Raw genomic sequence first — 682 nt, 5'->3', positions numbered from 1 at the left:
GGCACCACCTCCTGCAGCCAGGGCAGTACCGTCAAGGTCGTCGCCGACCCCGCCCCCGCCCCCCCCCCGGCCCCCCCCCCCGCCCCCCCCCCCCCCCCCCGGGCCCCCCCCCCCGGGGCCCCCCCCCCCCCCCCCCCGCGGCTCCAGTCCACTTCTCCGCGTTCAATTCCGCCAGCAGTGTCCGGTGCAACCGGTCGAAGACCCCGGTTTCCTGCCATCGCTCCAGACGCCTCCAGCAGGTCTGGCCGGAGCCGAAACCCAGCTCCAACGGCAGTTGCATCCATGGGACCCAGGTGTAGAGCACAAACAGGATGCCCTGCAGGCACAGCCGGTCCGGCACTGGCTTAGGTCCGGGCGAACGCTCGGGCCAGGGCGGCAGCATCCGCTCGATCATCGCCCACAACTCGTCGTCCACGACCCACGGCTTGACGCTCACGCCCTCACGAACGGCTCAATCGTCCTACCGGCTACGGCTGACCTGCACCCGCCGACAAGATCGTGTTACGAGCTTGTAGGCCGTCCACCGTGCGCCATCTTGCTGGCCAACACCCGCTCACGCGGCTGACCATCGGCGGGGTGGGGTTTTTAGCCGGAAAAAACAAACCCGGGGGGCCGCCCGGCCCTGGAGTTTGCCAAGGCCGGCACCCCGCACCACAACCCCGGGTCCATGGCGGCGGGGATT

General features: G+C 70.7%; 1 protein-coding gene. It reads right to left on the bottom strand.

Going from position 1 to position 682, the window contains the following annotated elements; genetic code table 11:
• Positions 1-31 precede the first annotated feature (31 nt).
• Complete coding sequence (locus ACH4J0_RS29225; RefSeq protein WP_396243669.1) at positions 32-415, bottom strand: transposase; 384 nt, start codon at positions 413-415, stop codon at positions 32-34.
• Between the last annotated feature and the right edge of the window lie 267 nt (positions 416-682).

Source organism: Kitasatospora sp. NPDC017646, from assembly GCF_044329365.1.
In the GTDB taxonomy this organism is placed as follows: Bacteria; Actinomycetota; Actinomycetes; order Streptomycetales; family Streptomycetaceae; genus Kitasatospora.
This window is presented reverse-complemented; position numbering and strand designations above follow the sequence as displayed.